Origin of the sequence: Clostridium sp. FS41 (genome assembly GCF_000954015.1) — a bacterium.
Classification (GTDB): Bacteria; Bacillota; Clostridia; order Lachnospirales; family Lachnospiraceae; genus Enterocloster; species Enterocloster citroniae.
Map to the genome: position 1 here is coordinate 221,040 of NZ_JYHN01000006.1, position 25,997 is coordinate 247,036.

General features: G+C 50.5%; 27 protein-coding genes. 25 read left to right on the plus strand and 2 right to left on the minus strand.

Translation table 11 applies throughout. The features are described 5' to 3' along the window. The first annotated feature begins 2 nt into the window (after positions 1 to 2). The 20 genes from flgK (at position 3) to CLFS41_RS01450 (ending at position 16,136) form a co-directional block, all read left to right on the plus strand. Positions 3 to 1,472 carry a flagellar hook-associated protein FlgK gene (flgK, locus tag CLFS41_RS01355; RefSeq protein ID WP_045091203.1) on the plus strand — a complete coding sequence of 490 codons (1,470 nt, stop codon included), beginning with the start codon at positions 3 to 5 and terminating at the stop codon, positions 1,470 to 1,472. A 10-nt stretch (positions 1,473 to 1,482) separates the two neighbouring features. After that, positions 1,483 to 2,466: an FgL, flagellar protein gene (locus CLFS41_RS01360; protein ID WP_045091204.1), complete on the plus strand. Its 984-nt coding sequence runs from the start codon at positions 1,483 to 1,485 to the stop codon at positions 2,464 to 2,466. A 21-nt stretch (positions 2,467 to 2,487) separates the two neighbouring features. Then, positions 2,488 to 3,084 (plus strand): DUF6470 family protein, encoded by a 597-nt coding sequence (locus CLFS41_RS01365; protein ID WP_045091205.1) that lies wholly within the window; start codon positions 2,488 to 2,490, stop codon positions 3,082 to 3,084. Positions 3,085 to 3,154: 70 nt separating this feature from the next. Then, a complete protein-coding gene (locus CLFS41_RS01370; RefSeq protein WP_045091206.1) occupies positions 3,155 to 3,601 on the plus strand; it encodes a flagellar assembly protein FliW in 447 nt (148 codons plus the stop codon). Continuing rightward, positions 3,595 to 3,870, plus strand: coding sequence for a carbon storage regulator CsrA (gene csrA / locus CLFS41_RS01375; protein WP_007865520.1), 276 nt, complete (start codon positions 3,595 to 3,597; stop codon positions 3,868 to 3,870). The genes CLFS41_RS01370 and csrA overlap by 7 nt, the downstream gene beginning before the upstream one ends. After that, entirely contained in the window at positions 3,857 to 4,333 is a 477-nt protein-coding gene (locus tag CLFS41_RS01380; RefSeq protein ID WP_007865521.1) for a hypothetical protein, read from the plus strand. Before csrA ends, CLFS41_RS01380 begins: the two co-directional genes overlap by 14 nt. 11 nt (positions 4,334 to 4,344) lie before the next feature. Beyond that, positions 4,345 to 7,227, plus strand: coding sequence for a flagellar filament capping protein FliD (gene fliD / locus CLFS41_RS01385; RefSeq protein WP_045091207.1), 2,883 nt, complete (start codon positions 4,345 to 4,347; stop codon positions 7,225 to 7,227). Between the two features lie 16 nt (positions 7,228 to 7,243). Then, the gene (gene fliS, locus CLFS41_RS01390) at positions 7,244 to 7,624 is read left to right on the plus strand and encodes a flagellar export chaperone FliS (protein ID WP_007865523.1); all 381 of its coding nucleotides are present in this window, start codon (positions 7,244 to 7,246) and stop codon (positions 7,622 to 7,624) included. A gap of 17 nt (positions 7,625 to 7,641) precedes the next feature. Further along, complete coding sequence (locus CLFS41_RS01395; protein WP_045091208.1) at positions 7,642 to 7,998, plus strand: flagellar basal body protein; 357 nt, start codon at positions 7,642 to 7,644, stop codon at positions 7,996 to 7,998. A gap of 11 nt (positions 7,999 to 8,009) precedes the next feature. Then, positions 8,010 to 8,444 carry a flagellar basal body rod protein FlgC gene (gene flgC, locus CLFS41_RS01400; protein WP_045091209.1) on the plus strand — a complete coding sequence of 145 codons (435 nt, stop codon included), beginning with the start codon at positions 8,010 to 8,012 and terminating at the stop codon, positions 8,442 to 8,444. Beyond that, positions 8,445 to 9,278 (plus strand): flagellar motor protein MotB, encoded by an 834-nt coding sequence (locus CLFS41_RS01405; protein ID WP_045091210.1) that lies wholly within the window; start codon positions 8,445 to 8,447, stop codon positions 9,276 to 9,278. Beyond that, positions 9,271 to 10,161 (plus strand): FliM/FliN family flagellar motor switch protein, encoded by an 891-nt coding sequence (locus CLFS41_RS01410; protein WP_007865539.1) that lies wholly within the window; start codon positions 9,271 to 9,273, stop codon positions 10,159 to 10,161. Before CLFS41_RS01405 ends, CLFS41_RS01410 begins: the two co-directional genes overlap by 8 nt. A gap of 15 nt (positions 10,162 to 10,176) precedes the next feature. Beyond that, positions 10,177 to 11,118, plus strand: coding sequence for a FliM/FliN family flagellar motor switch protein (locus tag CLFS41_RS01415; RefSeq protein WP_045091211.1), 942 nt, complete (start codon positions 10,177 to 10,179; stop codon positions 11,116 to 11,118). Between the two features lies 1 nt (position 11,119). Beyond that, a complete protein-coding gene (locus CLFS41_RS01420; protein WP_007865544.1) occupies positions 11,120 to 11,485 on the plus strand; it encodes a flagellar biosynthetic protein FliO in 366 nt (121 codons plus the stop codon). Then, positions 11,482 to 12,258, plus strand: coding sequence for a flagellar type III secretion system pore protein FliP (gene fliP / locus CLFS41_RS01425; protein ID WP_045091212.1), 777 nt, complete (start codon positions 11,482 to 11,484; stop codon positions 12,256 to 12,258). The genes CLFS41_RS01420 and fliP overlap by 4 nt, the downstream gene beginning before the upstream one ends. A gap of 12 nt (positions 12,259 to 12,270) precedes the next feature. Continuing rightward, positions 12,271 to 12,534, plus strand: a complete 264-nt coding sequence (gene fliQ / locus CLFS41_RS01430; protein ID WP_007865556.1) for a flagellar biosynthesis protein FliQ — start codon at positions 12,271 to 12,273, stop codon at positions 12,532 to 12,534. A gap of 14 nt (positions 12,535 to 12,548) precedes the next feature. Then, complete coding sequence (locus CLFS41_RS01435; protein ID WP_007865558.1) at positions 12,549 to 13,328, plus strand: flagellar biosynthetic protein FliR; 780 nt, start codon at positions 12,549 to 12,551, stop codon at positions 13,326 to 13,328. 115 nt (positions 13,329 to 13,443) lie between these two features. Next, complete coding sequence (gene flhB / locus CLFS41_RS01440; protein WP_007865560.1) at positions 13,444 to 14,505, plus strand: flagellar biosynthesis protein FlhB; 1,062 nt, start codon at positions 13,444 to 13,446, stop codon at positions 14,503 to 14,505. A 28-nt stretch (positions 14,506 to 14,533) separates the two neighbouring features. After that, the gene (gene ftsE, locus CLFS41_RS01445; RefSeq protein WP_045091213.1) at positions 14,534 to 15,238 is read left to right on the plus strand and encodes a cell division ATP-binding protein FtsE; all 705 of its coding nucleotides are present in this window, start codon (positions 14,534 to 14,536) and stop codon (positions 15,236 to 15,238) included. Further along, on the plus strand, positions 15,228 to 16,136 hold the full coding sequence (locus CLFS41_RS01450; RefSeq protein ID WP_045091214.1) for a permease-like cell division protein FtsX: 909 nt from the start codon (positions 15,228 to 15,230) through the stop codon (positions 16,134 to 16,136). Before ftsE ends, CLFS41_RS01450 begins: the two co-directional genes overlap by 11 nt. Before the next feature lie 88 nt (positions 16,137 to 16,224). Here CLFS41_RS01450 and CLFS41_RS01455 read toward each other — a convergent pair whose 3' ends face one another. After that, on the minus strand, positions 16,225 to 17,148 hold the full coding sequence (locus tag CLFS41_RS01455; protein ID WP_045091215.1) for a LysR family transcriptional regulator: 924 nt from the start codon (positions 17,146 to 17,148) through the stop codon (positions 16,225 to 16,227). A 145-nt stretch (positions 17,149 to 17,293) separates the two neighbouring features. Here CLFS41_RS01455 and CLFS41_RS01460 point away from each other — a divergent pair, with 145 nt between their 5' ends. The 4 genes from CLFS41_RS01460 to CLFS41_RS01475 all read left to right on the plus strand — a co-directional run bounded on the left by CLFS41_RS01460 (position 17,294) and on the right by CLFS41_RS01475 (position 21,431). After that, the gene (locus tag CLFS41_RS01460) at positions 17,294 to 18,433 is read left to right on the plus strand and encodes a tripartite tricarboxylate transporter substrate binding protein (protein WP_045091216.1); all 1,140 of its coding nucleotides are present in this window, start codon (positions 17,294 to 17,296) and stop codon (positions 18,431 to 18,433) included. Between the two features lie 32 nt (positions 18,434 to 18,465). Beyond that, the gene (locus CLFS41_RS01465; RefSeq protein WP_045091217.1) at positions 18,466 to 18,918 is read left to right on the plus strand and encodes a tripartite tricarboxylate transporter TctB family protein; all 453 of its coding nucleotides are present in this window, start codon (positions 18,466 to 18,468) and stop codon (positions 18,916 to 18,918) included. Positions 18,919 to 19,010: 92 nt separating this feature from the next. Continuing rightward, on the plus strand, positions 19,011 to 20,501 hold the full coding sequence (locus tag CLFS41_RS01470; protein ID WP_007865578.1) for a tripartite tricarboxylate transporter permease: 1,491 nt from the start codon (positions 19,011 to 19,013) through the stop codon (positions 20,499 to 20,501). A gap of 15 nt (positions 20,502 to 20,516) precedes the next feature. Then, complete coding sequence (locus CLFS41_RS01475) at positions 20,517 to 21,431, plus strand: alpha/beta hydrolase (RefSeq protein ID WP_045091218.1); 915 nt, start codon at positions 20,517 to 20,519, stop codon at positions 21,429 to 21,431. 47 nt (positions 21,432 to 21,478) lie between these two features. Here CLFS41_RS01475 and CLFS41_RS01480 read toward each other — a convergent pair whose 3' ends face one another. Next, positions 21,479 to 23,323 (minus strand): DUF885 domain-containing protein, encoded by a 1,845-nt coding sequence (locus CLFS41_RS01480; RefSeq protein ID WP_007865580.1) that lies wholly within the window; start codon positions 23,321 to 23,323, stop codon positions 21,479 to 21,481. A 377-nt stretch (positions 23,324 to 23,700) separates the two neighbouring features. On the opposite strand from CLFS41_RS01480, the gene metG reads away from it, so the two are divergent. Beyond that, positions 23,701 to 25,713: a methionine--tRNA ligase gene (gene metG, locus CLFS41_RS01485; protein WP_045091219.1), complete on the plus strand. Its 2,013-nt coding sequence runs from the start codon at positions 23,701 to 23,703 to the stop codon at positions 25,711 to 25,713. Positions 25,714 to 25,997: the final 284 nt, after the last annotated feature.

Genomic DNA, 25,997 nt, shown 5'->3' on the forward strand with positions numbered 1-25,997 from the left:
GATTGAGACCGACATTTATGGGGCTGGAAACAGCTAAGAGAGGTATCATGGTGAACCAGAAGGCCATTGATATCGTGGGAAATAATATCAGCAATATTAACACCAAGGGATATACGAGGCAGCGCCTGGACTCGGTGAGCGTGCATGTCTACGGAAGCGACCAGTATAATTACAGTTCTATACCGCTGGCAGGACAGGGCGTGGATGCCAGGGGCGTTGCCCAGATCCGCAACCCCTATCTGGACGCTAAGTTCAGGGAGCAGTACAGCGATGTGGGATATTTTGACCAGAAGGCAGCGATCATGGACCAGATCGAGGGGATCATCAGTGATCCCGAGGTGGAGGGGACCGGTATTAAGAGCGCTCTTACCACGCTGTCCCAGGCGTTGGCGGATTTCAGCCAGTATCCGTACCAACAGACTAATGCCAATATTGTTATGCATGCATTTCAGGGTGTGACTCAGGTCCTGAATGAATATGATGCCAATTTAAAGACCTTGATGGAGCAGACGAAGAATGATTTTTCCATTGCGGTAAAGGACATCAATACCAAGCTGGATCAGCTGTCGGAGCTGAACCGCTCCATTGCCCATGAGGTATTTGTCAACAGCGATTATGATGGGGTGAATTATGGACCCAATGACCTGCTGGACCAGAGAAATACGATTCTGGATGACCTGTCCAGATACGGTGTTGTCCAGGTGACGGATCTGGAGGACGGAAAGGTACAGGTTAAGTTTAACGGAAAAGTAGTGGTGGATGCTTCAGGGGCCTCCCATACCAATGACCATCTGACCATTGGAAAGGACGGAACCAGCCTGACGTGGGACAGCAGCGGAAAGGCGGCAAATCTTGGAAGCGGGGCTATCCGGGGATTTACGGATATGCTCACGGGCGGAGATTCAATTACAGCGGGTATCCCTTATTACCAGAACCAGCTGGATCATCTGGCCAAGACCCTGGCTCATGTGTTTAACAGCAAGGTCTATGCGGACGATCCCGCGCAGCCGGATAAGTATAAGGAACTTCTAAGCGGGGACGGGAATGGTAATATCACGGCGGGAAACATTTCCATCAGTGATAAGTGGGCGGAGGATTCCTCCTATATTATCCGGGAAAAGAATCCGGACGGCGATCTGGACAACACGGATATTATGGCAATGAAGGCGGCGCTGGAACAGGATTTTGATTTCGGCGGCGAGTTTACAGGCACATTCAGCGAGTTTGTAGCCAGGACCACAAGCATACTGGGAAGCGATATCAAGACCAATAATTCGCGGATGGATGCATCCCTGTCCATTGCGGAGAGCGTGGAGAAGGAGCGCATGAGCGTGTCCGGTGTATCCCTTAATGAAGAGGGGATCAACATGATGACTTATAATAAAGCATATCAGGCGCTGGGGCGTCTTATGACTACCATGGATGAGCAGCTGGATATGATCATCAACAAGATGGGTATGGTAGGACGTTAAGGAGGAACATATGAGAATCACGGAAAATATGATGACAACTTCATATAACAAGAATCTTCAGAGGAATATATCAAATCTGGCTTCCTCTAATCTGAAGCTGGCATCCCAGCGCCAGTATAACCATGTGTCCGAGGATCCGGCAACCGCGTCCAAAGCATTTGCCATCCGCGACCAGATCGCCAGGACAGAGGAACACATTAATGTGGTGAAAAATGCAACGGGCGAGTTAGAGACAGCGGATTCCAATATCCTGACCCTGAACTCGATCCTTGAGAATATTTATGAAAAGGCAACCAAGGCAGGAGGCGCCAGCAGCCAGGATTCACTGGATGCCATTGCGGAGGAATTAAACGGCCAGATGGAAGAAATCCTTCAGACCATGAACGCCAGGTACGGAGATAAATTCCTGTTCTCCGGTTCGGCCAACAGCGAAGCGCCGTTTTCCCTGGATGCGGACGGAAACCTGCTGTTTAACGGGAAACAGGTGGATGCCTATGATAAAAATGATCCGGATACGTATTTTACGGAGAATAAGCCGGTTTATCTGGATATTGGTTTTGGGACGTATGCAAGCGGCATGAACACGGCCAAATCCGGGATCAAGATTTCCACCTCCGGCGTGGATGTGCTGGGATATGGAAAGGATGAAAACGGATATCCCAATAACCTGTACAGCCTGATCGGCCAGGTGAGCGGCCAGCTGAAGGCCGGTGATAAGAACGGCGCCATGGATACCCTGGCACAGCTTAAGAAAAAGCAGAGCAATATTTCTATCGCCACTTCGGAGATCGGTACACGGGAGAAAATGCTGGAGCGCACCCAGAACAGGCTGGAGACAGGCCTGGTCAATCTGCAGAAGACACAGAAGGATCTGGAAGCAGTGAAGGTGGAGACGGAAGCGGTCACCAACAAATCTGCTGAGACAGCCTGGATGGTTACCTTGCAGCTGGGTTCCAGTATTATACCGCCGTCCATATTTGACTTTATGAAATAAGTTGAAGAGAGGTGCCAGAGGATGAATGTGTTAAAGATAACAACAACTCCTATTCAGCTGTCCATGACCTCCCAGAGGGCCAGGCTTGAGAGCAGAATGCCTGATCCGGAGGTGGGAATTATTCAGAATCCCGGCAAACTGAATATGAAGTCAGAAAATATAAAGGTGGAGATCGACACGTCCCGTTCCAGGGACAGTCTGGGATTCAGGACAGCCAGAGGACTTATGAGAGATGCGGCCCAGGCCGGTCTTAAGGCTGTGGCGGATGCCACGGCACAATATTCCCGTGTGGGGAATCAGATGATGCAGATCCAGGATGGGGTAACAGTGGCGGATATTATAAAAAACCAGATGGCGGCCCAGACCAACATTACCACCGGAATTGCATTTATACCTTCGGCTGCCCCTGATATCTCATGGCAGCCCGCGGATCTGACCATTGACTATACCCCGGCGCAGGTAGCGTTTGATCCGCAGGTGCAGGAACCTGCGGCCATGTATGTACCGGGCGAGCTGCGCGTGAATGTGGAGCAGTACCCCAAGGTTGAGATTGAGTATATGGGTGATCCCATGTATGTGCCGCCCAGTGCCAATCCGGCCTATGAGGCGGCAAAGTAGAGGACAACGGCAGATCAGTGGAATGCAGATATACGGCTGACGCGGGTCAGGATGATATGGAGGGATACGCTTGAAAATCGAAACTCGGGATTTTGGAATCCTGGATATAGAAGAGAACAACATCATAACATTTAAACAGCCTCTGTTTGGATTTGAGGAATATACGCAGTACGTCCTTGTAAATGATTCCAATATGGGCAACGGTATCTGCTGGCTGCAGTCCATTGAGCAGAAAAATGTATGCTTTATCATGTTAAATCCTCTGGAGGTCAGGCGGGACTATGCTCCGGTGGTAATGCAGGATGTGCTGATCCTTTTGCAGGCTGTACCGGAGGATAACCTGGACTGCTGGGTACTCATGGTCATAGGGGAAACCTTCCGGGATTCCACAGTTAATCTGAAAAGCCCTGTTATTATCAATCATGAGACCAATCTGGGCGTCCAGGTGATACTGGACCAGGATTATCCCATACGGCAGCCCATATTCAGCTGGGGAGAAAGGGATGGCCTATGCTGATATTATCCAGAAAAAAGGGCGAGTCAATTAAGATTGGCGATGATATCGAGATATTTGTGGCGGAGATCAAAGGTGATAAGGTGCGTCTTGGCATATCGGCGCCTGAGAGTATGAAAATATGCCGCACAGAACTGTATCTCACGGTTGAGAATAATAAGGAAGCGTCTGATAAAGTGGATCTTCTCAAGGTGTTCCAGTTGTCCAGGAGCCTGAAAGCCCTTGGGACAGAGGAAGGGCAGAAGAAGGAGGGAAAAGATGGAACTGCTTGAGCAGATGAGAATGCTGCTCAGGGAAAAGACCATTTTGTTTGGGCAGTATGAGAAGGAAACGCTGCGGCTGGACAGGGATGACCTTGAAGCGGTGGATGAAATCGTGGAGGCGGTAAACGCCAGGCAGGCCATCATTGAAAAAATCAATGGCCTGGACCGGGAGATTGAAGCCATCCGGGACCGTTCTTCCTACGGTTCCCGCTGTTATATGATTGGAAAAAACAGGTGCGATTACAGCGGCCTCAGCGAAGCGGAACAGATCCTGTTTAAGGATGGACAGGATGTATTTACCATGATTACCAGGATACGCGATCTGGAGGCAGGGGTGCCGGGGAAGATGGCAAAGATCCGGGCCCAGCTTCAGAGCAGGATAAAACAGAACAATGTAAACGGTAAATTTACCGGGTATTTAAAACAGATGAATCAGGGGAGCAAGGGCGTGCTCTATGATAAACGAAGATAGGGGGAAGAGCGATGGCATCGGCTTCATCAATTAATACAGTCAGCGCGAACGGCAATAAGAATTACATATCAGGCCTTGCTTCCGGTATGGATACGGACAGTATTGTTGAAAGTCTGCTGCTGGGGACACAGACAAAGATCGATAAGCAGACAGGTCTTAAGCAGCAGCTGGAGTGGAAGCAGGAGACATACAGGGATCTCATCACTAAGATCAATACATTCGGAGATCAATATTTTTCTTATTACGGTTCGGGCCAGACGAATCTGCTGAGCACCAGTTTATTTAAGACAATGGCGGGAATCAGCAGTTCCAGCGCCATTAAGATAAGCTCCGTATCCTCCAATGCGGTCAGCTCCATGAGGGTCAGCGCGGTGAAGCAGCTGGCAACGGCCTGCTCGGTGAGAACGGCGGGAACGGTGACGGGGGAGCCGAGAGGGAATGATGTTGATTTCACAAACTTTACAGATGCAATCGGGGAGACAAAGTCATTTTCAGTCACATTGGATGGCGTGAGCAGAACGATTGATTTTACAATTGAAGGAAAACTATCAGATCCTGCTGATCCGAATTCTCCGGAAGAGGTGGATGAAGAAAAAACGCTTAAGAATATTAACCAGGTATTGTACCGTAACTTTGGGACTTCGGTAGGAATGAAATTCGAGGAGGATCCGCCCAATAGTAAGAAAGGGACAATGAAACTGGTTCAGCTAAACGCAAATGGTGCTGTAACGAGCAATGCGGTTGATTCATCCAGACGGGTTATCATTGAGACAACAGGAGACAGCGACTCCTCAAACACAATTGCCAATTTAGGATTTAAAGGTGGATTTTCTAATAAGCTGGATTATGGAACATCTTTGAAAAATATGAATTTTTCTACGCCCTTACAGGGAAATCGGTTTGAATTTGATATCAATGGTGTCACCATCAAGGGATTGAACGGGGATTCAACGTTAAGCGATGTGATCAGCGCGATCAACAGCAGTGATGCAGGGGTTAAGGTATCCTATTCATCGGCATCTGATAAATTCATCATGGAATCTTCCTCTACAGGCGAGATATCCAATATAAAGATGGGACAGAGATATGGAAATCTGCTCACCACTATGTTTGGGGTGGAGGCGACCGGTTTACAATCCAATATTTTTTCCAAGCCGATTGAGGGGACGGATCATGTGGATTTAAGTTCTGTTATCAATAAGTTAAATAGCGGAAAAGACCAGTCATTGGTATTGCAGGTGGATGGACAGGATTTTACCGTTAAGTTGGAGGGAAAAACAGGAAGTGAGAGCTACAAAGATGAAGAAGGCTTAATAAACGCCATTAATTCAAAGCTGAATAAGGAATTTGGCTATGGTAAGATTGCATTTTCCTGGGATGATACCAACAAACAAGTCACGTTAAAATCTTCGGAACATAAAGTGGGATTTACAGATGCTAATCTGACAACGGGGATTGCATCCGATCTTGGATTCAGTGAGAAAGATAATGTGTATGACGGAAGCACGGAATTAAGCAGTCTGGGAATAACGGGAGATATTAAGGTCGGTAACACCACATATCATTTAGGTGATCCTTCTGCCAAAACGATCAGTGACCTGGCTGGGATAATGGGCGGAACCTATGTGGATGGAAGGATCAATATATCCGGTCAGACAGGCGGCTTTACTGTTAGCGGTAATGCTGTAATAAACGGAACGAATTTGGTTGAGAATCTGTTTGGACGGGAAAACGTGGAGCTTACGCCGGTGTCCAATACGCTGGCCTCCAATTCCGTATCCGATCCAACCATTTTAAAGGGAACATTGGAATTAGCCGTATCCGGCGGAAATACGATTACGATTAATGCCGGTTCATTGACAAATGGCTTTGATGGTCTGGCTGCAGCAATACGGGCTGAAACAGGAGGAAATGTAATTTATACAGCTGATGGCCGCTTACAGATCAGCGGCACTGCCGGTGAATTTACCATTAAGGGAACGGATGATGACGGAAAGGAGTTGCTGAACCAACTCTTCAGCCAGGACACAGTAACCTTCAACCCCCACATGACCGCTTCCGTCACCTCCGGCCAAAACGCCGTCCTCACCGTGGACGGAACCGATATTGAGCGCAATACCAATACGTTTGAATTGGATGGAATTACCATGGAATTAACTTCCACTTATGATGCTTCCAACCCTCCAATCAGCTTGACTACGTCCCGCGATACTGATAAAATAATAGATAGTTTGAAGAGCTTTGTAGATGATTACAACGCCCTCATCGAAGAACTGAATAAACAGCTCACGGAGACAGCCAACTATAAGAAATACGCCCCTCTCACGGATGCACAGAAAAAGGAGATGAGCGATAAGGAGGTCGAGCTTTGGGAGGAGAAATCCAAACAGGGCCTCCTTCACAACGACTCCAATATCTCCAGCTTTTTGAGCGAGATGAGAATGGCGCTTTACAGCAGTGTGGAAGGCGCGGGACTGTCTCTCTATGATATCGGGATCGAGACATCGGATAACTGGCGTGACAACGGTAAGCTTGTTATTGACGAGGACGCATTGAGGTCTGCCGTAGCCACCAACCCGGATGCCATCAGTAAGCTGTTCACGGACAGGGACCAGGGATTGGGAATTAAGATGCAGAACGCCATCAAGGCGGCGGCCAATGTAAGCAGCGGCAGTCCCGGAAGTATGGTGCGATACGCGGGCACAAAGGATGTGCTTCTCACAAGCAATACCCTCTATGAGGAGATGAAGCATATTTCAGAGACACTTTCCAACCTGAACACCAAGTATGAGCTGGAGAAGACGCGGTACTGGAAGCAGTTTACCGCCATGGAGCAGGCGATTTCCAATATGAACAGCCAGAGTTCCTGGCTCACCCAGCAGTTCTCATCATGATGAAGGAGTAATGACTATGCAGAATCCATATGCAAAATATAAACAGCAGTCCGTAATGACCATGACCCAGGGCGATATGATCAACCTGTTGTTTGATGAGATGATCAACCGTCTGAACAAGGGGCTTCTGGGGCTGGAGGTACGGGACTACGAAGCCAGCAATACCCATTTTAAGAAGGCGCAGGCAATTATCAGCCATCTGGTATCCACATTGGATCACCAGTATCCGGTATCACAGAGCCTGGCCTCTCTCTATGAGTATTTCAATTACCAGATCCTGCAGGCCAATGTAAAGAAGAGCCCTGAGCCAGTGAATGAGGTTCTTCCTATGATCATGGAACTGAAGGAAGCATTTGCCCAGGCGGATAAACAGGTGCGCATGGGCCATACAGGATGAGATAAGGGGGCGGGATCATGCCGTTATTTGATGACAGGGCTGTAGGAGCCCTGGAGCGGGGAATGGATGCCATGTGGCTGAAGCAGCAGGTTGCCAGCCACAACATAGCCAATGTGGAGACGCCGGGCTATAAGGCTAAGAAAGTGGAATTCAAGGATGTGTTAAGGGATACGGCCCAGGGGCCGGAGCGCTTAGCAAAGCCGGTGGTGGAGGAAGACGGGGACACCCAGGCCAGGCCGGACGGGAATAATGTACAGGTGGAAAAAGAAGAGCTTGAACTGTGGAAGGCATATACCCAGTATTCGGCCCTGACCATGCGCATGTCGGGGAAATTATCCACGCTGCGGTATGTGATCAATAATACAGGCAAGTAAAGGAGCAGGTTATGGGGTATTTGGATTTTCTTAATATAACAGGTTCTGCACTGACGGCGGAGCGTTTCCGCACGGATATCATTATGCAGAATCTTGCCAATCAGAACACCACCAGGACGGCGGAGGGCGGTCCCTATGTGAGAAAGCAGGTGGTCTTGCGGGAGAACGCGCTGGACTTTAAGAACGAGCTGGGAAAGGCCATGACAAAGGCTGAGAACGGCGGTGTGTACGTGGAGGAAGTGGTGGAAAGCCAGAACCCTCTGGTTCCGGTCTATGATCCGGACCATCCGGATGCTGATGAGGACGGATATGTGATGATGCCCAATGTGAACAGCGCGGAGGAGATGGTGGATCTGATGGCCGCCACCCGCGCATACGAAGCCAATGTCACGGCACTTAACATTGCAAAAAGCATGGCTTTAAAAGCCCTGGAGATTGGTAAATAAATGAAGAAGCAAAAAGAGGAAGAAGGAGGCCAGGAGTGGTTAAATACCTACGCGGATATGATAACCCTTGTCCTGACCTTTTTTGTATTATTGTACAGCATTTCCAATGTAAATATAAGTAAATTGGAGGAGATCGCTTCGGCTATGCAGCGGCAGCTGGGGATCGAGTCCCAGACCGAGTTGGAGGACGTGCCCGATGATCTCAAGTATCCCGCTATTGGCGAGAACACGGATGAACCCTTCCAGGCAGTGACCGGTTCCCAGAACACCCAGGCGTCAGCCAGGGAGATGAGGCAGATGTCACGTGATATCCAAACCTATTTTGATTCTGAGAACCTGGACGCCATTGTATCCAACACGGAGAATGCGGTGTATATCCGTTTTAAGAATGACCTTCTCTTTGATCCGGACAGCGCCAATCTGCGGGACGGCAGCAAGTCCATGCTGGACGCAGTGGGGATCATGCTGCAGGAAAAGCAGGATAACATTCTTGCGGTTTACATAAATGGGCATACGGCCCAGGCAGCCAATTCTCTGATCAATGACAGGATCTTATCCTCAGAGCGGGCGGACAATGTGGCCATCTATCTGGAGGAACAGGTGGGGCTTAACCCCAAAAAGTTAATATGCCGTGGCTACGGCAAATACTATCCCATCGCGGACAATACCACAAAAGAGGGGCGGGAGCAGAACCGCCGGGTGGACATGATCATCCTTGGAAATGGATACAGGCCGCCGGAATCAGTGGAGGGAGTGGAGACCATGGATCCCCTTTTCCCGGTTGTGATGCCGCAGGATGAGGCTATGATGCAGGAAGGAACAGCCAGTGATTAAGAGTTACGATTTTAAATCACCCAAGAAATTTACAAAAGAGCGCATGAGCACGGTGGAAAACCTGTACGACAGTTTTGCCCGTGCCCTGGCGCCGTATCTTACAGGGCTTCTCCAGTCTTACTGTGAGATCCGTATCAACAGGATCGTGGAGAAGCGCTACCAGGAATTTACCAACTCCGTACAGGATCATTCCCTGTTTGGGATGATCACCCTGAGTCCGGCCAATAAGGATTACAATGAGGCGCCTCTGACCATGGAAGTGGATACCAGGCTGGCGTTTTTTATGATTGAGCGCCTTTTGGGCGGCGCCGGGACAGAGTATGAGCTGACCAGGGATTTTACGGACATTGAAAAGGCGGTTCTTCAGTATGTGCTGGGGAAACTGACGGAATTTGCAGGCGAAGCCTGGGCGCAGTATCTGGATATTGATGCCACGCTCACCGGCCTTCAGACCAATCCCCATCTGCTCCAGATGAGCGCCCAGGAGGACGTGGTGATCCAGGTGGAGCTGGAAGTGGTCATTGACAAGCTGGCGGCAAGGCTTAACATGGTGATGCCGGCTCCCAATGTGGAGGAGCTGACGTCCAAGTTCGGCTATTCCTTTGCGGTCAGCCAGAAAAAGCAGGATGATGAGAAGCAGAAGTCCAAACGGCAGTACATTGAACAGCACATTCTGGAATCGGAGGTGGAGATCCGGGCCATTCTTCATGAGTTTTCCCTGGACGCCCAGGATATCCTCCAGCTGACCCCGGGAGATGTGATACCGCTCAACAAGAAGCTGGACAGCAAGATTTCAGTTTATGTGGAGGATGTGGCCTGTTTTGAGGCAAAGGTGGGCCATACCAGACTGCGCAAGGCAGTGGAAATAAGCAGTGAACTGTAACCGGGAGGGACGAGTATGTTAGATGTGGATAAGGATGCCATAAAGGAACTGATGGAGATGGAAGCAGTCCCTGTCTGTGACAGGCTGGGCTCCCTTCTTGGCAGAAGCGTGAAGATGGCTGTGTCAAAGGTGGAGGAGACAGATACCGGAGCGCTTGCGGAGTGTCTGCCTCATTTTAATGTGGTCATTGAGGGACGCAGGGCGGTTAACGGGCTGACGGCGGACCAGCTGTATGTATTTTCCAAGGACGATATGATCCGGGTGGCCAATTATATTATGGGGGTGCCGGTGGATAACCCCAGCCCTCTGGATGAGATTGCTTTAAGTACCCTGAAGGAGGTTGCTTCCCAGTGCATATCCGCTGCCATGAATGAACTCAACGACCTTTTGGGGCGGGATATGGGAGTGGCAATGTCCAGGATCGCCGCATTTGACAACACGGAGCGGATTCTGGAAATGATCCGGATCTGGAAGACGGACCAGTCCCTTCTTTTGGTGCGCCTGCATTACCTGATCGATGGCGTGGTGGAGTCGGACGCGTATATCATCGCATCCCAGGCCATCAGCCAGGTTCTGGGGATACCGGAACTGGAAGAGCTGGAACTGGAGGAACTGGCTGAGAGCATACAAAAGCCAAAGGAAGCCGTGGCTGTCCAGGAAGTGTCATTTCCGGAATTTAAGTATACGCCCCTTGAGTATGACAAGGAGCAGATTGGCGATGACAGGAAGAAGCTTTTGGATATCACCCTGGATGTATCGGTGCGGATCGGCAGCACGGTGTGCAGCGTAAAGGACGTGCTGGCCCTCAAGGAAGGGCAGGTGCTGGTGCTGGACAAGCAGGCAGGCTCTCCGGCCGATGTGGTGGTGAATGGGGAACTGATCGGCAAGGGGGATGTGCTTGTGACAGGGGAGCATTTCGGAACACGCATCATAGAAATTGTGGGCAAGAGGGAGTAATATGGCATTTCTGAAAGTACTGTTTTACCTGGTTGTCCTGATCCTTGTGCTGGTGTTGGCTTATTATACCACCAGGATACTGGGGCGAGGCATGAGATTAAAGCAGAGGACCGGCGGCATGGAGGTCCTGGACCAGATGACCGTGGGCCGGGACAGCTTCCTGGTGGTGGTAAAGGTTCAGGAGAAGATCCTGCTGTTGGGCGTGTCACCTTCCGGGATTGAAAAGCTTGATAAACTGGATTCATATGAGAAAATGGAGCCGGCGGAGGCACCGCCGGATTTTGTTGCGGTTTTGTCATCCCAGCTGAAAGCGCGCAGGCGCGGTGAGGATGACGGGATGAAAAAAGGCGGGAGAGGAAAAGAATGAGAGGAACGGTAAGACAACTTGGAAGGCTGGCGGCCGGGGCCGTATTTGCCCTTGCCTGGAGCCAGAGCACATTGACGGCATTTGCCACGGATGTGTCCGTGACGCTCCAGGGCACCTCGGGCAGCGGAAAGCCCATGGACATGCTGGACATCATGTTCCTTTTCCTGTTTTTGGCAATTGTTCCCTCCCTTGTTATCATGATGACTAGTTTTACCAGGATCATCATTGTACTGTCATTCCTGAGAAATGCCCTGGGCACCCAGCAGTCCCCGCCCAACCAGATCCTGGTGGGCCTGGCCCTGTTCCTCACTCTGTTTATCATGAGTCCGGTGCTTTCCTCGGTGAATACCCAGGCCTATCAGCCCTATAAAGCGGGGACCATAACCAAGGAGGCAGCGTTTGAGCGGGCCCAGGAACCAATAAAGGAATTTATGTTAAAGCAGACCGAGAAAAAGAGCCTGGATCTGTTTCTCTCCATTTCCAAGACGCCGGAGCCGGACGTGTCCCAGGGACCGGAGGGCTATATGAAGCTGGGGCTTACAACCCTGGTGCCGTCCTTTATCTTGAGTGAGCTGAATAAGGCGTTTACCATGGGGTTTTTAATCTTTATTCCATTCCTGATCATTGATCTGGTGGTGTCCAGTACCCTGATGTCCATGGGTATGGTGATGCTGCCGCCCACCATGATCGCCCTGCCCTTTAAGATCATGATGTTTGTTTTGGTGGACGGATGGAGCCTGGTGATCAAGACCTTGGTTCAAAGCTTTCGGTAAGGAGGAACAGGTATGAATGCGGAACAGGTGATGGAAATCATGAAGGAGGCAATGCTGGTTGCGTTTGAGATAGCGGGTCCTCTTCTTATTATCAGTATCGTGGTGGGGCTTCTGGTGGCAATCTTTCAGGCAGCTACCCAGATCCATGAGCAGACATTGACTTTTGTGCCCAAGCTTCTGGTGATCGCCCTGGTCCTTCTGGCTCTGGGTTCATGGATGAGCAAGGTCATGAATGAATTTGTGGTGGAGCTGTTTGCTATCATGGCAGCCCTCTGATGCGGGGGTGAGGGATGGACGGAGGATTGTTGGAATATTTTGATGTGTTCCTCCTGGTATTTGCCAGGATGGGGGGCATGGTATTTATCAATCCTGTTTTTTCCAGAAAAGGGGTTCCCTTTATGGTAAGGACAGGACTTGTACTGGCCCTTTCCATGCTCATTGCCCCGGCAGCCCGGAGCGGGGCAGCGGGGATGATCTCATTTTCCACCTTTGACATGGCTGAGGCATTGATCAGGGAAGTGGCCCTGGGGGTCGGGATCGGGTGCATATTCCAGATCTTCTTTTATATGCTTTATGTGGCCGGGGACCTTTTGGACACGGCATTCGGCCTGGCCATGGGAAAGGTCATGGATCCCATGAATGGGGTACAGACAGCGATTTTAGGACAGTTTGTAAATGTATTCTTTTTCCTGTACTTTTTTGCCACGGGCTGCCATCTTTTGACAGTGAAACTGTTTGCCTATACATATGAGGTAATACCGGTGGGAGCCGGTGACTTTTTTGCAGGAAAAGTGATCTGGTACATCACATCCCTGTTTGCCACTGTATTTTTGATGGCGGTAAAGCTGGCCCTGCCCTTTGTGGCAGCAGAATTTGTGCTGGAGATGACCATGGGGGTGCTGATGAAGCTGATCCCCCAGATCCATGTGTTTGTCATTAATATCCAGTGCAAGATCCTTCTGGGCATGCTTTTGATGATCCTGTTCGCCCATCCTGTGGGAGCGTTTCTGGATGGATATATAGATACAATGATGAGAGAAGTACGGAATGTGATCATGATGATGACATAGGGATGTGATAGGCGGACGTCATAGGACTGCATGATAAGGATGGGATGCTGTTTGCGCAGCATCCCATTTGTGAAGCAGGCGGATAAAGCAGGCGGATGAAAGGAGGTGGTGAAGGGTGGCAGCTGATGAGAAGACTGAGAAAGCCACGCCCAAACGAAGGCAGGATGAACGGAAAAAGGGAAATGTGTTCCAAAGCAGCGATGTGGCGGCGGTATGTTCCATGCTGGTCATGTTTCATGCACTTAAGGCCCTGGCTCCCAGGATGTACCGGAATTTCCGGCAAGGCATATACCTGTTCTTTTCCTATGGGGAGAATCCCGACCGCTTTCTTGCACAGTCGGGCAGGGAAATGCTGACCAAGGCAATGATGCTGTTTCTGGAAGCAGCCCTTCCCCTTCTTTTTATCGGTATACTGGTGGCGGTTGCGGTCACATTTTTCCAGACCAGGATGGCATTTTCCATGGATGTGCTTAAATTTAAGGGGGAACGCATCAGCCCACTGAAAGGGTTTAAAAGGATGATGTCTGTAAGGTCAGTGGTGGAACTGATCAAGGCGCTTATTAAGATCACCATCCTGGGATGGGTGGCCTACGACTTTTTAAAGGGCAGGATGAGGGAGCTGGCCGTCCTCATGGAGGGATCGGTGGAGGGCGCCCTGATCTTTACAGGGAACACGGTCATTTCCCTTGTGGACACGGTGGGAGTGGCATTTGTGTTCCTGGCTGCCCTGGATTATATGTATCAATGGTGGGAATATGAGAAGAACCTGCGCATGAGCAAGCAGGAGATCAAGGAAGAATATAAGCAGACAGAAGGAGACCCTCAGATCAAAGGAAAGATCAGGGAAAAGCAGCGCCAGATGGCTTCCAGGCGCATGATGCAGAATGTACCCAAGGCGGATGTGATCATCCGCAATCCCACCCACTATGCCATAGCTTTGGGATATGATTCCGGCCAGAACCGGGCCCCGGTGGTACTGGCTAAAGGGGCGGATCATCTGGCTTTGAAAATAGTGGAGGCAGGGGAGGCCAACGGGATTTATATCCTGGAGGATAAGCCCCTTGCCAGAGGATTGTATGCAAGCGTTGAGGTGGATATGGAAATCCCTGAGGAGTATTACCAGGCGGTTGCCGGAATCCTTGCATTTGTGTATAAACTGAACAAGAAAGATGTATGATTGTGGATAAGATCAGGAGAAGAGCGGTATGCCAGTGGATAACAGTATGATTGTCTTTGACAAGGTGACGAAAATATACGGAAAGACCCAGAAGGCTTTGGATGAAGTGAGCCTTCAGATCGATAAAGGCGAGTTTGTGTTCCTATCAGGCAACAGCGGGGCGGGTAAGACCACCCTTCTGGAGCTGGTCTTAAGGGACGCCAGACCTGACAAGGGGGATATATGGGTCAATGGCATTGAACTGGGGAGTCTGAGGGAGCGCCAGGTCTATCAGTATCGCCGATACATAGGAATGGTGTTCCAGGATTTCCGCCTTTTTCAGGATTTTACCGTGTATGAGAATGTGGCATTTGCCCAGCGTGTCATAGAAGCGGAGAAAAAGGAAATGAGATCCAGGGTAAGGGAAGTGCTGAGACAGGTGGGGCTGGAGGATAAAGCAGGCTGTTATCCCGGACAGCTGTCCGGCGGCGAGCAGCAAAGGACCGCTCTTGCAAGGGCGGTGGTGAATCAGCCCGTACTTTTGCTGGCGGACGAGCCCACAGGTAATCTGGACCAGAAGAATGCGGAGGAGATCATGCGGCTTTTGGAAAAGGTGAACAGACAGGGGACCACGGTGCTGGCAGTGACCCACAACCAGGAGCTGGTAAAGCACATGCACAAACGCCAGATCGTGCTGAGCTGCGGCAGGATAGCCCGGGATCTTGCAAGGGAGGGATTGGCATATGCGCGCTAGGACTTTTTTGTATCTGTTCAGATTGGGGATAAAAAACCTGTGGTATCACAGAGTATACACGGCAGCATCGGTCATCACCATGTCGGCCTGTATTTTCCTGTTTGGAATCTTTTACCTGGCAGTGGCAAATGTGGACAGTGTGGTCAGGCAGACGGAGCAGGATGTGTATGTTTCGGTTTTCTTTGATGAGGGGATCGCCCCCCAGAAAGTAGAGGAGGCGGGAGGGCTGATCCAGGGCAGGCCTGAGGTGCTGAGGACCGTGTATGTGTCTGCAGAGGAGGCGTGGAGCGGATTTAAGGAAGATTATTATGGAAGCGGGGAAGCGCTGGACGGTATCTTTGAGGAGGATAATCCCCTGAAAGCCAGCGGAAATTATCAGGTATATATTGACGGGATGGGAAATCAGGAGGAATTTGTCCGGTTTGCCATGGGATTGGAGGGGGTGCGGAAAGTGACTTACTCCGCGGACACCATCATGGCTTTGCAGCGGATGCGGGCCGCTTCCGCACAATTGATCCGGGGAAGCGGGGCTGTTCTGGTGGTGATCTCGGTGCTGTTGATCCATAATACACTGGCTGTGGGGATTGAGGCCCAGAAAGAAAAGACAAAAGTCATGCGCCTGATGGGGGCCAGGGAAGGCTTTGTAAAGATCCCATTTGTGGTGGAGGGCATTGCTATGGCAGTGGCAGGAGTATGTATCCCCTTGGGGCTGCTGTTGGTTACCTACCGCTGGTTTGGTGAACTTAACGTGCTGGAACTGGGGCTGTATGCCAAAGACATGGGGCTTCTGACCGAGGGGGAAGTATTCCCCGGGCTGGCAAGGGCTTCCGTTCTTCTGGGGCTGTTTACAGGGACGATGGGAAGCGTTTCCGTGATGGGAAAATTAAAGAAACCATAGATCCAAAGTGGATACGCTGCCCTTGTCCGTCCGCAGGCAGGCCGTATACGCCCGCAGACAGACTATATCCGTCCGCAGGCGGACCGTCTCAGTCCGGTGATATGGGCGGAATCATAATGGGGATATAATGCCTGCGCAAAAGATCGATAAAATACTGCTCCGCAGTGGTCAGGTACGTTCCCTTGCGAAAAGAGATGGCAATGCCAAAGGACTCCCTTGGCTCAACGGGATAATACACCACCCCACGATGGGGAAGGCATAGATTCTGGGGAACAAAGGTGAGGGCGATCCCCTCCTGGGCAATGGCATGGGTCATGTCGATCTTGCTGCATTCAAACAGGATGTGCGGGGTGAAACCCGCCCGTTCAAAATACAGGTTGGCAATGTCACGGATCAGGCTGCTGCTTTTCATCAGTACAAAGCGTTCTTCTCTGTAAAGGGAAAGGTCTGCAGGTTCTGTCTGTATATAATGGCCGGAGGACCGGTGTCTGCATTTGGCTTCAGGTACTGCCAGAAGCACTTCGCTTTTATGGAATATGGTATGTTCAAGCCCGGCCTCTTCACAGTGGAATCCGCTCCAGGCAAAGTCTATGCGGCCGCTTAGAAGATAAGAATACAGATCCTTTACATTTCCCTCCACCAGATCCAGGTCATATTTGGGATACGCTTTGTAGAATTCCGGGAATACCACGGAAAACAGGGCCTGGCCGTATCCGGGCGTAATGCCCAGGCTCAGAGTGCCCCGGGCGCAGTCCACCATGTCCTCCAGATTCTTGCGGCAGTCTTTGGAAATCTGCAGGATCTGATACGCGTGCTCCAGAAACACCTTTCCGGCAGCCGTGGGGATCATAGTGTTGTTGATGCGCTTGAACAGGGGCAGCCCTATTTCCTGTTCCAGGTTTAAAAGGCTGTAATTCAGCGCGGAGCGGGATATAAACAGGTTTTCCGCCGCACGGGTAGTATTTTGTGATTCTGCAATGGCAGTTATATAATGAAGCTGCTTGAAATCCATAGATCCCCCTCCCTCTTGATGTGAATTAAATTCACAGTAAATCTAAATTTAATATACTTTCCAAACGAATACACAGCTATTATACTGAATACATAAACAAAAAACAATATTTTATAGATAAAAATGACAAAAGGAGAAGGGATTTATGAAAAAACAATGGATGTACTTGTTAATGGCAGCGGGACTGTCTGCGGGTATTCTCAGCGGATGCAGCGCAGCGGGGGCGGACGGCGGCAGCGGTACGGCCAAGAGCAGCGTGGCCCAGGACGGCAGCGGGGCGGGCGGATCAGCTTCATCTAAGGAAGCGGATGGAGCAGGCAAAACAGAAGCAGGCAGCGGGGAAACGGGCAGCGGGGGAACAGGCAGCGGCCAGGCGGGCAGTAGACAGGAATCCTGGGATGCGGATACAGTGACCATCTATGTCCCCACCAAGGCGGGAAATCAGGCGGACTTATATATCCGCTTTATCACTCCGGTCCTTGAGAAGAAACTGGGTAAAAGTTTTGTTGTTGTGAACCAGACTGACGGCAATGGAGTGGTTGCGTATGAAACGGTGAGGAATGCCCAAAAGGACGGCAGTACGCTTTTATATTTCCTTAATTCCATGGTAGTGCAGAGCCACACCGGTGTATATGACAAGACCCTGCCGGAGAATTTCACGCCCCTTGCAGTGGATACAAGCACGGGAAGCATGTGGCTTACTGTCAAGGCAGATTCAAAATACCAGTCCGTACAGGATATCATCGATGACGTCAAGGCAAATCCCGGCAAGATAACATACGGCATGACCAGCGGACAGGCACTTCATATGCTGGGCGGAATGATGGAGACAGATATGGGCGCTTCCCTGGCCATGGTGGATGCGGGAGGAAATGCGGAAAGGCTTATTTCCCTTCTGGGAGGCAATGTGGATTTTACGTTCGTGTCCACGAGCGCTGCGGAACAGTATCTGGAAACCAATGAGATCAAGGTCCTGGGCTGTGTCACCGGCACGGGGGAGCGGGATCCTCTTTATCCGGATATCCCCAGTGTCACAGAGGAGGGACTTGCTAGCACCATGTTTGGATTCGATACCCTTTTGCTGGGACCGGCCGGTATGGATCCGGAGCTTGTAGAAGAGATCAACACAGCGTTCCAGGATGCAATGATGGACAAGGAAGTGGTGGACCAGTTTGCGGCCATGAAAAATACCATGGAAGCCCTGGATGTGGAGGGCTCTGCGGCCTATATCAGGGAATTTGACGCCAAGATGGCTGAAAACGCAAAGCTGTTGGGTTTTGAATAACAGAAAAGATAAATGGGACAGGCGGTGTATAGATGAACAATCAGATGAAAAAGGACCGGATAGCAGGAGCTGTCCTGGCGGCGGCCGGCGGCCTGGCCGCAGTGGGCACAAAGCTGATGAAGGTGAAGATGCGGCTGTCGGTGGGGGATCCGGGGCCAAAACTATTCTTGTACATAGCTGCATTTGGAATGATGGTGTGCGGGGCGGGAATCCTTTTCTCCAAAGTGCCGGATAAAAAGATACTCACCCTGGACAGGGGACAGTGGGGAAAATTCGGGTTCCTGTTCCTGGTGCTTATATGCTATCTTCTGGGGCTTAAGTACCTGGGGTTCCTTGTGTCCACCCCGCTGGCTGCATTTGCGCTGATTTATATATTAAAGCAGAAAAAGAAGATCAATCTGGCAGTGGCAGCTGCCTATTCCCTGATACTTACAGGAGTGCTGTATCTGGTGTTTGTTAAGCTGCTGTCCATTGTTCTTCCATAGAGCGTGTCTGAAGATACGGCTCTCCTTCCCTCTGGGGCTCCCGCCTTTTTGGGCGGTGGGCAGCAATCAATCATCGTTTATGGAGGTTCGTTATGGAGTATTTTTCACTTACCCTGCACACGCTCTTGGAGCCAACCAGCTTTGCCGTTATGCTGGGAAGCGTTGTACTGGGAATTGTATTCGGTGCTGTGCCGGGCCTTACCTCCAATATGGCCATCACACTGCTTTTGCCGGTCACCTTTAAGATGACCGCAAAGCTGGGCATCACCACCCTTATGAGTATCTATGTGGGCGGCATGTCGGGGGGATTTATTGCCGCCACCCTGGTGGGCATACCGGGCACGCCCTCATCCATTGCCACCTGTTTTGACGCCTATCCCCTAAGCCAGAAAGGACAGACTACAAAAGCCCTGGGAGCCGGGATACTGGGATCCTTTCTGGGAACATTTCTCAGCACCATCATAGCTGTGTTTTTCTGTCCCCTGATTGCAAAGGCAGCCGTAAATCTGGGGCCGTGGGAATATTTCGGCCTCTGTACCATGGCCATTACTCTGGTCATCTCCCTTTCCAAGGGGAATATGTTCAAGGGGCTGGCCGCTGCTTTTATCGGGCTGTTCCTCTCAGCGGTGGGGTATGCGCCCTTTGACGCCACGGCCCGATTTACCTTTGGGGTAAACAGTATCAGCGGTGGTATTAACATGGTGGCCCTGATGCTGGGAACATTTGCCGTATACCAGGTTATCCTTAATTACGCCACGGATCAGCAGAACCTGCCCACCATTGAAAAAGCCAATATCCGGGGAATCGGTGTCACCCTTAAGGAGCTGAGGGACAATGTGGTCAATATTGTCAGGTCATTTCTCATTGGCCTGTGGATCGGGTTCCTTCCGGGAATGGGAGCCGGCATTTCCAATATGATCGCCTATTCCCAGGCTAAAAGCGCATCCAAACATCCGGAGAAGTTTGGAACGGGCTGTGTGGACGGTGTATTTGCATCTGAGGTTTCCAACAATGCCGCCATCGGAGGCGCCATCATTCCGCTGATCGCCCTGGGCATTCCCGGGGACACTGTGACGGCGATCATGCTCAGCGGACTGATGATACACGGGATCGAACCCGGACCTCTTCTCATGACCAAGGAGCCGGAGCTGGTATATGTTATCTTTGGGGCCGTGCTTCTGGCAGCGATCCTTACTCTTATACTGCAGCTGTTTGGAATGCGTCTGTTCCCAAGGCTTCTCACCATTCCATACCACTATCTGTTTGGCACCATCGGCATCATATGTTTTGTGGGTGCGTTCAGCGATACCAATACCCTGTTTAACTGCGGACTGATGCTGGCATGCGCTCTGTTTGCCCTGCTGATGCAGATGGGAGGATTGCCCATGGGGCCCATGATGCTTGCATTCATACTGGGAAGTGAGCTGGAAACCAACCTGCGCCGTTCCATGATGATGGCGCAGGGCAATCCCTTTGTATTCTTTACAAGGCCGGTTTCCTGTGTCTTCCTGCTGATCGCCCTGGTCAGCGTATTGATGCCCCTTATATCCATGGTCAGAGAAAGCAGCAAAAAAGAAAACTAGAAAAGGATGACAAACATGATTTCAAAGCAGATTACTTATAATATGGATCGGGAAAATTTTTCTCCTGTATCAGCAGAGGGGATGAAGGTGATCTACGGGGACAGGACAGACAGCTTCCGGGCCACTCTGATCCCCAATATTGTGTATGTGGTGCGCAACAGGCCTCTCCATCTTCAGCTCATGAAGCTGATATCCCATGAACCTGACAGGAGATACCCGCTGATCGTTTACGTCCAGGGATCGGGATTCAGAAAACAGGAGTATTTTAAGCCCATTCCCCAGTTGGCCCAGTTTGTCCATGAGGGATATGTGGTGGCGTCCGTGGAGTACCGCTACAGCGATGAGGGAGGGGTGTTCCCTGCGCAGGTACAGGATTTGAAAGCCGCGATCCGCTATCTGAGGGCCCATGCCGGGGAGTATCAGATCGATCCGGACCGGATCGCCCTTTGGGGGGATTCCTCAGGCGGGCACACAGTGGCATTGGCCGCGCTTTCTGATGGGGTGGAAGAGTTTGACACTCCGGAATACAAAGAACAGCATTCCAATGTGAAATGCTGTGTGGATTTCTATGGTGTGTTTGAATTTGAAAGTATGTGCGAAACCATGACGCCGGAGCTGATCCAATACTTTGAGGGGGACCCCATTGAAAAATTATTCGGCGGCCCCATCAGTGAACACCAGGAGGAGGTAAAACGGGCCAATCTGGCCGGTTATATCACCAGAGATAAGGTAATTCCCCCCTTCCTCCTGGTCCACGGAGATGAGGATGCAAAGATGCATTTTACACAGAGTGTAAAATTCTATAATCTGTTAAAAGACAATGGGCATTCCGTTGAATTCTATAAGGTAAAAGGCGGAGGCCACGGAAACCGGACCTGGACGCCGGAGGTGATGGGTCTTGTAAAGGAGTTCCTGAGAGCCTATCTGTAGGAAAGCATTCTTTGCAGAAAGCATTCCCCACAGGAATATTCCTTCCCCTATTTATTTTCCTCTATCAGCCACTCATTAAAGTAAGGTTTGATCACACTGAAGGGAGCCGGTCCGATGTCCAGAAGAAAACGGTTGAACTCCATGTTGGTGTAACGGCTGCCCAGGGTCTTTTTCGCCTCGCTCTGCATGTTAAGGATCTCCAGGTATCCCACATAATACTCCAGATAGTTGGCGGGGTTTTCCGCAATATCGTAGTATATGGTGGTGATGACCGAGGGATCGCTGATCCGGAAATAATGATTCAGGTAATCCTGTACCTGCTTGATGTCCCAGCCCTCATAGTGGATATTAAGATCCAGGATGGCATAAAGGGACAGGGTAAATGCTGCATTGTGCCTGAGAAGCTCGCCCAGGTCAGGATCCAGCCCATTGTCCAGGGTGTAGGAGTAATATTCCACATAGGTGGCCCAGCCCTCGGAGTAGCTGCTGAAACTCAGGAGTTTTCTCAGGTTGCAGCTGTTATTCCTGTTAAAATACAGGGTCTGGTACATGTGCCCCGGATATCCCTCGTGAGCCAGGGTGGAGTACAGGTTTCTGGCCGTGTTGGTGCTGCCGTTGTTGATGTAGATGGAATTGTCCTGGGGCCGGTCGATGGGAACGGTGAGGTAAAATGCCGGGCTTAAGGTGGCTTCCAGGGCAGAGGGTACATTTTTTATATTGCACACATAGTCTTCAATGGCCGGGAAATCCTTGATGCACTGGGTGCGCAGGTTTTCCAGTATTTCATTAGGGTCCGTCAGGCTGAAGGAATAGGAATACATCTTTTTTGCCAGGGCGGGATTCTCAGTGAGCAGCTCATCCATGGCAGTGAGATCATTCATCATCTGGTCGCTGATGGCCTTTTTAAGTTCCGGTATATCCTGATAAGAGGTACCGGTGTAGGCGTTTACCAGGTACTGGTAATATTTTTGCCCCTCAGGGAAATAATACAGCCCCTTGTCATTGGTCCCGGTGCCTTTTAAGGGTGTCAGACCATCTATGAGCTTCTGGTAAGCAGGCACAAAATGTTCATTGATGGCAGCGCGGTTTCTGGCGCTGTAGTCCTCTTTTTCCGTATCGGTCAATCCCTCCACCTGATCCAGCCTCTGGGCAAATGTTTCTGCCATAAAGCTGTGGTCAGCGTCCAGCAGATAGGCGTTGCAGGACTCGATGATCCTGTCAATGGCAGTGTCGCAAAGGCCAAGCCCGGCTTCTGTTTTCTGCTTTTCAAATTCTATGATGCTTTCATAATAAGTGTCAATGGAGGAGAGCAGTGAAAGGTAATCCTCCACATCCTGTTTGGTGTAGAACACATACTCTGACAGCAATATGGGCAGCTGGGCCTGGATTCCCAGGGAAGAGGACAGAGGCTGGTCATAAAGCTCCAATCCCTCGCTGCTTAACATGGTGTTCAGATAGGAGGACAGGATGGTATATGTAAGGAGCTGGTCCTCACGCAGATGACGGCTGTCAATATCATTTAGTTGTACTTTCAGGGATTTGGCATCGGCGAGAGCCTGTTTGCTTTCCTCCAGGGTAACAGTCCCCAGGGTTTTATCGTAATCAGTGATGCCGAAGGCGGCCGGATTGGCCAGGGTATAGTGAAGGGTGATCAGGGAGTTGTCTACTTCGTCCAGGAACAGGTCGTTCATCATCTGGTCAAAGTGCTCCTGGGCATCCAGGTGGGCCTTCTCATATTTTTCATAGGAGGCGGAGCTTTCAAGTCCGGCCTCTGTCTGCGCGTCCGTTTCCTTGTCCGCACTCTGTCCCGGGGCAACGCATCCTGTCACCAGGGAGATGACCAGGATCAGGGACATGATTAGTTGTAAATATATGGTTTTACGCTGTTTCATTATACTGTCATTCCTCCAATGGGGTATAAGTTGTTGTTTTTTGCCTGCACTCGAATCATTATATAGTATATGTAGGGAAATTACAACTTATGTGTGAAAGAATGCCCCCTGTCAGGGGGAAAAACCGGGGTCATGTCTTGACGAATATGGGTGGAACGCTTATACTTAAAACGTAACTGTTCAGGACGGCTCATCTTCTTGACCGGAAAAGCCGGTTAAGAAGCATCGGATGTCCATCCGATGTGAAAATGGGTGCAAAAACGGACTTATAAGCAAGCTTAACGCCCGCTTTTGCACCCATTTTCCCGCCGTCCTGAACTGTTACCTTAAAACTATTAAAACGGCGCCAGCCGGGCAGAAGAAGAGGGAAATGAATTATGTGTCAGGATTGTAAAAAACCATATTATATCACAACAGCCATTGCATATGCATCGGGAAAACCGCACATTGGCAATACCTATGAGATCATTCTGGCTGACAGCATTGCCAGGTATAAAAGGGAACAGGGTTATGACGTGTTTTTCCAGACAGGAACGGACGAACACGGGCAAAAGATAGAGGAAAAGGCAGAGGCGGCCGGTGTTACGCCTAAGGAATTCGTGGACAAGGCAGCCGCTGAGATCCGGAGGATATGGGATCTGATGAATACCTCCTATGACAAATTCATCCGCACCACGGATGAGGACCACGAGGCCCAGGTCCAGAAGATCTTTAAGAAGCTTTATGACCAGGGGGATATCTACAAGGGCTATTATGAAGGTCTTTACTGCACTCCCTGCGAGTCATTTTTCACAGAGTCCCAGCTGGTGGACGGCAAGTGCCCCGACTGCGGGCGGGAGGTCAAGCCGGCCAAGGAGGAGGCATATTTTTTCCGTATGAGCAAGTATGCTCCCCGGCTGATCGAGTATATCAATGAGCATCCGGAATTTATCCAGCCGGTGTCCAGGAAGAACGAGATGATGAACAATTTCCTGCTTCCCGGACTCCAGGACCTGTGTGTTTCCAGGACAACGTTCAGCTGGGGGATTCCTGTCAGCTTTGATCCCAAGCATGTGACCTATGTATGGCTGGACGCGCTTACCAACTATATCACCGGGATCGGTTATGACTGTGATGGAAACAGCACGGACCAGTTTGGAAAGCTTTGGCCCGCCGACCTGCACCTGATCGGAAAGGACATTATCCGCTTCCATACCATTTACTGGCCCATTTTCCTGATGGCCCTGAATGTGCCCCTTCCAAAGCAGGTGTTCGGCCATCCGTGGCTGCTTCAGGGAGACGGCAAGATGAGCAAGTCCAAGGGAAATGTACTGTATGCAGATACCCTGGTGGATTTCTTTGGCGTGGATGCGGTGCGTTACTTTGTGCTTCATGAGATGCCTTTTGACAATGACGGCGTCATCTCATGGGAGCTGATGGTGGAGCGCATGAACTCCGACCTGGCCAATATCCTGGGCAATCTGGTGAACCGCACCATTTCCATGAGCAATAAGTATTTTGACGGCGTGATCGCTGATAGGGGCGCTGCAGAGCCGTTGGATGAGGATCTTAAGAGTGTTGTTCTGGAAGAGGTGAAAAAAGCGGATGCCAAGATGGAACAGCTGCGAGTGGCCGATGCCATGACGGAGATCTTCAACATTTTCAGAAGATGCAACAAGTATATTGATGAGACAACGCCATGGACCCTGGCCAAGGATGAGGCGCAAAAGGACAGACTGTCCACCGTGCTTTATAACCTGACAGAATCCATCACCATTGGAGCATCCCTGCTGTACTCCTTTATGCCTGAGACTTCCGGTAAGATCCTGGCGCAGCTTAACACAGGAAAGAGGGAGCTGGCTCAGATGGATACATTTGGCCTGTATCCGTCAGGCGGCAAGGTGACGGATAAGCCGGAGATCCTCTTTGCCCGTATGGACATGAAGGAAGTGATGGAAAAGGTAGAAGCCATGCATGCAGCGGATCAGGCTGCGGAGGGAGCCCATACCAAGGGAGCAGATGACCGGGGAGATACCCGGGAGTCAGGTGACGCAAAGGAGAACGTAATAGATGTTGAGGCAAAGCCGGAGATAACCTATGAAGATTTTGCAAAGCTCCAGTTCCAGGTGGGTGAGATCATCCGGTGTGAGGCGGTTCCCAAATCCAAGAAGCTGCTTTGCTCCCAGGTGAAGATCGGAAGCCAGACACGCCAGATCATCAGCGGTATTAAGGCTTGTTATTCACCGGAGGAGATGGTGGGCAAGAAGGTTATGGTGGTCACCAACTTAAAGCCGGCCAAGCTGGCGGGTATGCTGTCCGAGGGGATGCTTTTGTGCGCTGCGGATGCGGACGGCGGCCTGGCTCTTATGAAACCGGAAAAGGATATGCCCGCAGGCGCTGAGATCTGCTAAGGGAATCTGATACAGGAGTGGGACAGATGGATGTCCCGCTCCATTTTTTTATACGGGGACATGTTGTGTTCTTGTGAGCGGGAAAAAGGCGTGTTGTGGCGTACTCACCCACTTTGCTTTGGAAAATGGCTGTAAATCACACGAAAATAGGTAATAAATGGGAGATAAGGGGCGCTTTTGATGGAAAAATAGACCAAAAGTGGGAGAAACTTGCATTTTTTACCATTTTGGAGTATGATAATAAGACACCAAAGACCAGGGGCATGATTGGCCCGCTATTTAGA

Coding starts and splice junctions, on each gene's coding strand:
- CLFS41_RS01360 (WP_045091204.1), top strand. CDS start 1,483: ATGAGAATCACGGAAAATATGATGACAACTTCATATAACAAGAATCTT.
- CLFS41_RS01365 (WP_045091205.1), top strand. CDS start 2,488: ATGAATGTGTTAAAGATAACAACAACTCCTATTCAGCTGTCCATGACC.
- csrA (WP_007865520.1), top strand. CDS start 3,595: ATGCTGATATTATCCAGAAAAAAGGGCGAGTCAATTAAGATTGGCGAT.
- CLFS41_RS01380 (WP_007865521.1), top strand. CDS start 3,857: ATGGAACTGCTTGAGCAGATGAGAATGCTGCTCAGGGAAAAGACCATT.
- fliD (WP_045091207.1), top strand. CDS start 4,345: ATGGCATCGGCTTCATCAATTAATACAGTCAGCGCGAACGGCAATAAG.
- fliS (WP_007865523.1), top strand. CDS start 7,244: ATGCAGAATCCATATGCAAAATATAAACAGCAGTCCGTAATGACCATG.
- CLFS41_RS01395 (WP_045091208.1), top strand. CDS start 7,642: ATGCCGTTATTTGATGACAGGGCTGTAGGAGCCCTGGAGCGGGGAATG.
- flgC (WP_045091209.1), top strand. CDS start 8,010: ATGGGGTATTTGGATTTTCTTAATATAACAGGTTCTGCACTGACGGCG.
- CLFS41_RS01405 (WP_045091210.1), top strand. CDS start 8,445: ATGAAGAAGCAAAAAGAGGAAGAAGGAGGCCAGGAGTGGTTAAATACC.
- CLFS41_RS01415 (WP_045091211.1), top strand. CDS start 10,177: ATGTTAGATGTGGATAAGGATGCCATAAAGGAACTGATGGAGATGGAA.
- CLFS41_RS01420 (WP_007865544.1), top strand. CDS start 11,120: ATGGCATTTCTGAAAGTACTGTTTTACCTGGTTGTCCTGATCCTTGTG.
- fliP (WP_045091212.1), top strand. CDS start 11,482: ATGAGAGGAACGGTAAGACAACTTGGAAGGCTGGCGGCCGGGGCCGTA.
- fliQ (WP_007865556.1), top strand. CDS start 12,271: ATGAATGCGGAACAGGTGATGGAAATCATGAAGGAGGCAATGCTGGTT.
- CLFS41_RS01435 (WP_007865558.1), top strand. CDS start 12,549: ATGGACGGAGGATTGTTGGAATATTTTGATGTGTTCCTCCTGGTATTT.
- ftsE (WP_045091213.1), top strand. CDS start 14,534: ATGCCAGTGGATAACAGTATGATTGTCTTTGACAAGGTGACGAAAATA.
- CLFS41_RS01450 (WP_045091214.1), top strand. CDS start 15,228: ATGCGCGCTAGGACTTTTTTGTATCTGTTCAGATTGGGGATAAAAAAC.
- CLFS41_RS01455 (WP_045091215.1), bottom strand. CDS start 17,148: ATGGATTTCAAGCAGCTTCATTATATAACTGCCATTGCAGAATCACAA.
- CLFS41_RS01460 (WP_045091216.1), top strand. CDS start 17,294: ATGAAAAAACAATGGATGTACTTGTTAATGGCAGCGGGACTGTCTGCG.
- CLFS41_RS01465 (WP_045091217.1), top strand. CDS start 18,466: ATGAACAATCAGATGAAAAAGGACCGGATAGCAGGAGCTGTCCTGGCG.
- CLFS41_RS01470 (WP_007865578.1), top strand. CDS start 19,011: ATGGAGTATTTTTCACTTACCCTGCACACGCTCTTGGAGCCAACCAGC.
- CLFS41_RS01475 (WP_045091218.1), top strand. CDS start 20,517: ATGATTTCAAAGCAGATTACTTATAATATGGATCGGGAAAATTTTTCT.
- CLFS41_RS01480 (WP_007865580.1), bottom strand. CDS start 23,323: ATGAAACAGCGTAAAACCATATATTTACAACTAATCATGTCCCTGATC.
- metG (WP_045091219.1), top strand. CDS start 23,701: ATGTGTCAGGATTGTAAAAAACCATATTATATCACAACAGCCATTGCA.